The organism is Candidatus Methylomirabilota bacterium, from assembly GCA_036005065.1.
Classification (GTDB): domain Bacteria; phylum Methylomirabilota; class Methylomirabilia; order Rokubacteriales; family DASRDR01; genus DASYQW01.
Window position 1 is genome coordinate 1 of record DASYQW010000141.1, and the last position, 6,957, is coordinate 6,957.

The 6,957-nt window shown below is 71.0% G+C and carries 8 protein-coding genes; 1 reads left to right on the forward strand and 7 read right to left on the reverse strand.

Features of this window, described 5'->3' with window-relative positions; all coding sequences use genetic code 11:
- The 7 genes from VGW35_10195 to ttcA all read right to left on the reverse strand — a co-directional run.
- Positions 1–881 (reverse strand): ABC transporter substrate-binding protein (locus VGW35_10195; protein ID HEV8308027.1); only part of this gene is annotated, 881 nt, incomplete at its 3' end.
- Positions 882–918: 37 nt separating this feature from the next.
- On the reverse strand, positions 919–1,149 hold the full coding sequence (locus VGW35_10200) for an Lrp/AsnC ligand binding domain-containing protein (protein HEV8308028.1): 231 nt from the start codon (positions 1,147–1,149) through the stop codon (positions 919–921).
- A 31-nt stretch (positions 1,150–1,180) separates the two neighbouring features.
- Positions 1,181–2,218 (reverse strand): alcohol dehydrogenase catalytic domain-containing protein, encoded by a 1,038-nt coding sequence (locus VGW35_10205; protein ID HEV8308029.1) that lies wholly within the window; start codon positions 2,216–2,218, stop codon positions 1,181–1,183.
- A 24-nt stretch (positions 2,219–2,242) separates the two neighbouring features.
- Positions 2,243–3,238 carry a porphobilinogen synthase gene (hemB, locus tag VGW35_10210; GenBank protein ID HEV8308030.1) on the reverse strand — a complete coding sequence of 332 codons (996 nt, stop codon included), beginning with the start codon at positions 3,236–3,238 and terminating at the stop codon, positions 2,243–2,245.
- A gap of 11 nt (positions 3,239–3,249) precedes the next feature.
- Positions 3,250–4,098: a uroporphyrinogen-III synthase gene (locus tag VGW35_10215; GenBank protein HEV8308031.1), complete on the reverse strand. Its 849-nt coding sequence runs from the start codon at positions 4,096–4,098 to the stop codon at positions 3,250–3,252.
- Complete coding sequence (hemC, locus tag VGW35_10220; protein HEV8308032.1) at positions 4,095–5,018, reverse strand: hydroxymethylbilane synthase; 924 nt, start codon at positions 5,016–5,018, stop codon at positions 4,095–4,097. The genes VGW35_10215 and hemC overlap by 4 nt, the downstream gene beginning before the upstream one ends.
- Positions 5,011–5,838: a tRNA 2-thiocytidine(32) synthetase TtcA gene (gene ttcA / locus VGW35_10225; GenBank protein HEV8308033.1), complete on the reverse strand. Its 828-nt coding sequence runs from the start codon at positions 5,836–5,838 to the stop codon at positions 5,011–5,013. Before ttcA ends, hemC begins: the two co-directional genes overlap by 8 nt.
- 155 nt (positions 5,839–5,993) lie before the next feature.
- On the opposite strand from ttcA, the gene VGW35_10230 reads away from it, so the two are divergent.
- Positions 5,994–6,758 carry a glucose 1-dehydrogenase gene (locus VGW35_10230; protein HEV8308034.1) on the forward strand — a complete coding sequence of 255 codons (765 nt, stop codon included), beginning with the start codon at positions 5,994–5,996 and terminating at the stop codon, positions 6,756–6,758.
- The last annotated feature ends 199 nt before the right edge of the window (positions 6,759–6,957 follow it).

A 6,957-nucleotide genomic window follows, 5' to 3' on the forward strand; every position in this document is an offset into this window, starting at 1 on the left:
TTCATCGACAGCCCCTCGACGATCTTGATCTTGGGGCCGGGCCTGACCTTGGCGACGATGTCGGGGTCGAAGTCGTGGGCGATGTCGACGTCGCCGCGCTCCACCATCTCCCGCTGGGTGGTGCCGTCCTTGACGTGGCGGAAGACGATCTTGGCGAAGTGTCCCTTGGGCCCCCAGTGGTTCGGGTTTCGCTCCAGCACCGCCTCCTCGTTCTTCTTGAACGACGTCAGGATGTAGGGGCCCGACCCGGCCGAATGCTCGTTCAGCCACTCGGTGGCCTTGTCCTTCTCCTTGGCATCCTCGGCGTCGGTCCCGCCGTGCGCCATCACGGCCTTGGCCTCCGCGATGGCGGTGGGCACCGCCGCCAGCGCCGCCAGGAACGACGCGTCGGGGGCGCCCAGGGTGACGCGGACCGTGGTGTCGTTCACGACCTCGATGTCCTTCACGGGGTCCATGAAGAAGGCCGGGTTGTCCTTGAGGTGCTTGAGCCGCATCAGCGAGAACTTGACGTCGGCCGCGGTGAGCGGGTTCCCGGACGAGAACTTCACCCCCGACCGGAGCGTGAACGTGTACACCGTCCCGTCCTTGGAGACTTCCCACTTGGTCGCGAGCTTCGGCTGGATCTTGGTGAAGTCCGGCGCCTCGACCGTGACCAGCGTGTCGTAGGACGACTGGTCGAGCATCTGGGCCGTGTACTCGTACTGGCGGTGGGGATCGTTCGTCACGTAGTCGTCGATGTTGCGGGCGATGATCAAGGTCTCCTGCCGGCTCTGCCCCAGGGCGCCCCCGCCGAAGACGCCGGCCAGGACCAGGACCGCCAGGGTCACGCCGGACAGGGCCAGGGCCCGCCGGCCGAGCTGAGCGAGGCGAAGCTGTCGCATGGAGAAAACCTCCTCCCGGTGAGGGTGCACGGCTCGGCTACTGCGTGGGACGGACGACGAGCGTCTCCGTGGACGCGACGCCGTCGATGGCCCGGATCCGGCCGACGACCTCCGAGGCCGCGTGGAGGTCCAGGGAGCGGATCAAGGCGACCATGTCGTAGCGCCCGAACAGCAGGTAGACGTAGGAGAGCCCGTCGAGCTTGCGGAGGGCGTCGAGCACCTCCGACTCCTTCTGGGGCTCACAGCGAATCAAGACTCCGGCAACCATTCGATGCCTCCTCGGATCTCACGGGTGTCGCTCACCGATCGGCTCGTTTCGCCTCGGCCGCGGTCACCAGGATGGCCTTGATCCCCTGCCGGGACAGGACGAAGTCGAAGGCCTCCTGGGCCTGGTGGAGCGGGAAGGTGTGGGCCAGGAGCGGACCGGCGTCGATGCGGTCCTCGGCCAGCAGGGCCAGGGCCCGCTCGTACTCCCGGTAGGAGTAGCAGATGGCGCCCACCAGGTGGAGCTCACCCCGCACGGCCGGCTCCAGGTTGATCTGGACCTCCCGGTGGACCGTCAGCATGACCACCGCCCCGCCCTTGCGGGCCATCGCGATCGCCTGGTCGAGCGCCCGGGCGGTGCCGGCCGCCTCGTAGACGAAGTCAGCCCCGCCGTCGGTCAGCTCCCGCACGGCCGCCACCGGGTCCGCCTCGTTCACGTTGACGGTCTCGTCGGCGCCCATGGCCCGAGCCAGCGCCAGGCGGTCTCCGCGCGTGCCCACCATGATGACCCGGGCACGTCGGATCCGCTTGATCACCTGAGTGGCCAGCAGCCCCATCTGGCCGGGACCGAGCACGGTGACCCAGGAGCCGGAGGTGACGTGGATCATCTCCAGGCCGCGGACCACGCAGGCCAGCGGATCGGCCAGGACGGCCTTCTCGAACGACAGCGTGGGGGGGAGCAGGTGGACGTTGCGAGCCGGCACCGCCACGAACTCGGTCATGCCGCCGTCGACCGTGACGCCGAACTCTTCGAGCTTCTCGCAGAGGTTGACGCGGCCGACCTTGCAGTACCGGCAGATCCCGCAGCCGATACAGATCTCGATGCCCACCCGAGCCCCGAGCGGCACCTCGCTCACCCGCTCGCCGACCTCGACGACCTCGCCGGCGATCTCGTGGCCGATGATGAAGCGCCGGCGGCGCGCCGGGTTGACCTCGGCGTAGATCCGCTGGTCGCTCCCGCAGATCCCGACCGCCCGCACGCGCACCAGGACTTCCCACGGGCCCACCCGGGGCACGGGCACGTCTTCGAGGATGACGCCGCGCTTGCCGGGATCCTTGACGACGGCCAGCACGCCTAGACCTTCACAAGTGGGGCGCTAGGGGCCCGCCGAGAACCGCTGCCGCTCGAGGAGACGGGCCGCCTCCTTGGCCAGATACGTGATGATGAGGTCGGCGCCGGCACGCCGGATCGCCGTGAGCGCTTCCATGATGACCCGCTCCTCGTCCAGCCAGCCGAGCCGGCCGGCAGCCTTGATCATCGCGTACTCGCCGGAGACCGAGTAGGCCGCCAGCGGGAGGCCGAACTCCTGCTTCACGCGGGCGATCACGTCGAGGTAGGGCAAGGCGGGCTTGACCATCACGATGTCCGCCCCCTCGTCCACGTCGAGCCCGACCTCGCGCAGCGCCTCGATGGCGTTGCCGGGGTCCATCTGGTACGACCGGCGATCACCGAACTGGGGCGCCGACTCGGCCGCCTCGCGGAAGGGCCCGTAGAAGGCCGAGGCATACTTCGCCGAGTAGGCCATGATGGGTGTCTCGGCATAGCCGGCCTCGTCGAGCGCTTCCCGGATGGCGGCGACCCGACCGTCCATCATGTCCGACGGCGCCACGATGTCGGCGCCGGCCTCGGCCTGGGAGAGCGCGACCCGCGCGAGCAGGTCCACGCTCGCGTCGTTCTTGACTCGCCCGTCCTCGATCACGCCGCAATGCCCGTGGCTCGTGTACTGGCAGAGGCAGACGTCGGTGATGACCAGGAGATCCGGAATCCGCTCCTTCACCACCCGCGCGGCCTGCTGGACGATGCCGTCCTCGGCGTAGGCTTCCGAGCCGCGGGGATCCTTGGTGGCCGGGACGCCGAACAGCAGGACGGCCGGGATGCCCATCCCGGCCGCGTCCTTCGCTTCCTTCACGAGCTCGTCGAGCGAGAGCCGCGATACCCCGGGCATCGACGCGATCGGCTCGCGGATGCCCCGGCCGTGGACGGCGAAGAGGGGCAGGATCAGGTTCTCGACGCCGAGTCGCGTCTCGCGAACCATGCGCCGGATGAGCGGCGACTCCCGCAGCCGGCGCGGACGGTACAGTGGATGTGCCATGAACTGATCTCCTACCTGGGTGAGGTGAAGTGTCCCGCGATCGCCGCGGCCAGCGCGGACGTCGTGTACTCCCGCGGCATGACGCCGACCTCCAGGCCGTACTCGGCGATCGTGCCGGCGGTGATCGGACCGATGGCGGCGAGCACGACGCCGCTGAGCAACCGTCGAATCTCCCCGGGCGCCAGGAGCGCCATGAAGCCGCGGACCGTCGAGGAGCTGGTGAACGTGACGACGTCCACCCCCCGCGCCTCCAGGAGGCCGAGGAGGTGGTCCGCGCCCTCTTTCACGGCCACCGTCCGGTACGCCGGCGCCACGGTCACCCGGGCCCCGAGGCTCTCCAGCACCTGCGGCAGGACCTCGCGCGCCTCCGCGGCCCGGACGAGCAAGACCGCACTCCCCGAGGCCAGATGGGGGCGCAGCACGTCGGCCAGCCCCTCGGCCCGGTACTCCCCCGGCACCACGTCGGCCCGGAGGCCGACCCCGGCCAGGGCCTCGGCCGTTTCGGGGCCGATGGCGGCCAGCCGCGCGCCACCGAGCGCCCGCGTGTCGCGCCCGGCCGCGGCGAGCCGCTCGTGGAACGCCGCCACTCCGTTGGCGCTGGTGAAGACCACCCAGTGGAAGTCGCCGAGCCGGGCGAGGGCACGGTCGAGCGGGCCCCAGTCCTCGGGCGGCTCGAGCGCGATCGTCGGCATGGCCACCACCTCGGCGCCAGACGCTTCGAGGAGTGTCACGAACCGGCCGGCCTGCCCGCGGGGTCGCGTCACGACCACCCGGCGGCCGGCGAGCGGCCGCCGCTGGCGATCACCGGGTCCCGCCCCGGCGAACCGCACCGGCGGCTCGGCCCGCCGTTCGGCCGTCACGCGACCTGCCCCTGGCGCACGATCTCGGCCGCCCCGCGCTCGAGCATCCACCCGGCCACGTCCCTCCCCAGGGCGTCCGGCGTCGTGGCGCCCGGGCGGGACTCCCTGAGCACGCGGGCGCCGTCGCCCGTCGCGAGAAACGCGCTGAGCCACAGGGTACGGCCCTCGTACCGGGCGTAGGCGGCGAGCGGCGTCGTGCACGATCCCCCGATGGCCTGGAGGAAGCTGCGCTCGGCGACCGTCGCGGCGCGCGTGTCCGGATGGTCGAGCACGCCGACCAGGCGCCGCGTCATCTCGTCCTCCTCGCGCGCCTCGACGGCGAGCGTTCCCTGGCCCACCGCCGGCAACATCTCGTCGAGCGCGAGCGTGACGGCGCCGGCGGGCGACAGCCCCAGCCGGCGCAGGCCCGCCGCCGCCAGGACGACCGCGTCGTACAGCCCGTCGTCGAGCTTCTGGAGCCGGGTCTCGACGTTCCCCCGAATCGGCTCCACCTCGAGGTCGGGCCGGCGGGCGAGGAGCTGGACGCGGCGTCGGAGGCTCGAGCTGCCGACCCGCGCGCCCGGCCGCAGGCCGTCGAGCCCCCCCGCATCGCGGCTCACCAGGACGTCGCGCGGATCTTCGCGCTCGGGAAAGGCCGCCAGGCCCAGCCCCCCGGGGAGATCGGCCGGAAGATCCTTGAGGCTGTGGACCGCCAGCTCGATCCAATGGCCGAGCAGCGCCTCCTCGATCTCCTTCACGAAGAGCCCCTTGCCGCCTTCGACGGCCAGGCGGGCCTGCGCGAGCCTGTCCCCCGAGGTGCGGATCGGCACCAGCTCGGCACGGAGTCCCGGCCACGCCCGGGCCAGGGCCTCGGCCACCAGCTCGGCCTGTCGAAGGGCGAGCGGGCTCCCGCGGGTCCCGATCCGGACACGCTCAGTCACTCGCGGGGGCGGGTGCGGCGACAGCGGCCGCGTCGAGGAGCGGGAGCCGCGGACCGCCGGTCCGCTTCGGGATGGGAAGGGAGCCCAGATCGACCCGCGAGAGCGCCCCCAGCAGGCTCCGCTTGATCCCGGGGTGGACGCGCTCGAGCTCCCGGAGGAGCTTCTTCACCCGATGGCGCTGGAGCGTGGGATCCTTGCAGCCGGGGCACGCGCAGCAGACGACCGGGAAGCCCCGGGCCGGGACGTAGTCGAGGATCTCCGCCTCCCACACGTAGACGAGGGGACGGATCACGGTATGCCGGCCGTTCTGGGCGCGGAGGCGCGGGTGCATCCCCTTGATCTGGCCGTTGAAGAAGAGATTGAGGAGGAGGGTCTCGATGAAGTCGTCGGCGTGGTGGCCGAGCGCGATCTTGTTGCAGCCGAGCTCGTCGGCGTACTTGTAGAGCGCGCCCCGGCGGAGTCGCGCGCACAGCGAGCAAAAGGTCTCCCCCGGCTGGATCTTCTCCTTGACCGTCAGGTTGATGCGGGCGCTCCGCATCTCGTAGGTGTACCCCTCGCGGGCCAGGTAGTCCTCGACGATGTCGGCCCGGAAGCCGGCGAAGCCCTGGTCGATGTTGAGCGCGACCAGGTCGAACCGGACGGGGGCCCGCCGCCGGATGCGCTGGAGGAGATGGAGCAGCGCCCAGGAGTCCTTGCCGCCGGAGACGCCGACGAGAATACGGTCGCCCGGCTCGATCAGCTCGAAGTCGCCGATCGCCCGTCCGATCCGCGCCGTGAGGCGCCGCTCGACCCGCTCGACATCGCTCGCAGTTTGGCCCATGAGACAAGCCATCTGATGAGGAGATGGGTGCTTGATTGTAACAACCGGGTCCCATCGGTTCAACCGCCTTGGGCTGCTGTCCGGTGGTCGTTGACACGCTCGGGTCCTGTCCCCTACATATCGGAACGGGACGGTCCCATCGGAAGGAGGCCTCCATGGAGATCCCGAGTTTCCGCCTGGACGACCGCGTGGCCGTGGTCACCGGCGCGAGCCGCGGCATCGGGCGCGCCATCGCCCTCGGCCTCGCCCGGGCCGGGGCCCACGTCGTCCTCACGGCCCGCAAGCAGCCCGACCTCGACGCCGTCGCCCAGGAGGTCGCGGCCCTGGACCGCCGGGCGCTCCCGCTGGCGGCCCACATGGGCCGCCGGTCGGAGATCGATCGGGTCTTCGACGCCACGGCCAAGGAGTTCGGCCGGGTGGACGTGCTCGTGAACAACGCCGCCACCAACCCCGTCTTCGGGCCACTCCTCGAGGTCGAGGAGGAGGCCTGGGACAAGATCATGGCGCTGAACGTCAAGGGCTACCTCTTCGCGGCCCAGCGGGCCGCCAAGGCCATGCTGGCCGCCGGCCGCGGGTCGATCGTCAACGTGTCCTCGACGGGCGGGCTCCGGGCCAGCGCGGGGCTGGGGGCCTACTCCGTCTCGAAGGCCGCCGTGCTCATGCTCACGCGCGTCCTGGCCAAGGAGCTGGCGCCGTTCGGGGTTCGGGTCAACGCGATCGCGCCGGCCCTCGTGGAGACCCGGTTCAGCGAGGCGCTGTGGAAGACGCCCGAGATCCTGGAGCAGTACCTCAAGACGACGCCCCTCGGCCGGACCGCGCAGCCCGAGGAGATGGCGGGGGCCGTGGTCTATCTCTGCTCGGATGCCGCGAGCTACGTGACCGGCGCGACGCTGATCCTGGACGGCGGCCACCTGGCCTGATCGTCGGAGGGGACCCCAGGACGCCCAGGGGGACGCCTCATCAACCTTGTTGACATTCCCGATTGACATAGTGTAGTTTCCTGCCATGGCCGGCCTTCGCGAGGCGAACCTCCTGTTCCCGGGGGACCTTCGGCGGTGTCCGGTCTGCCGGACGAAGATCGTCGTCCCCGACGGCGAGGGCATCCTGGTGAAGAATGCG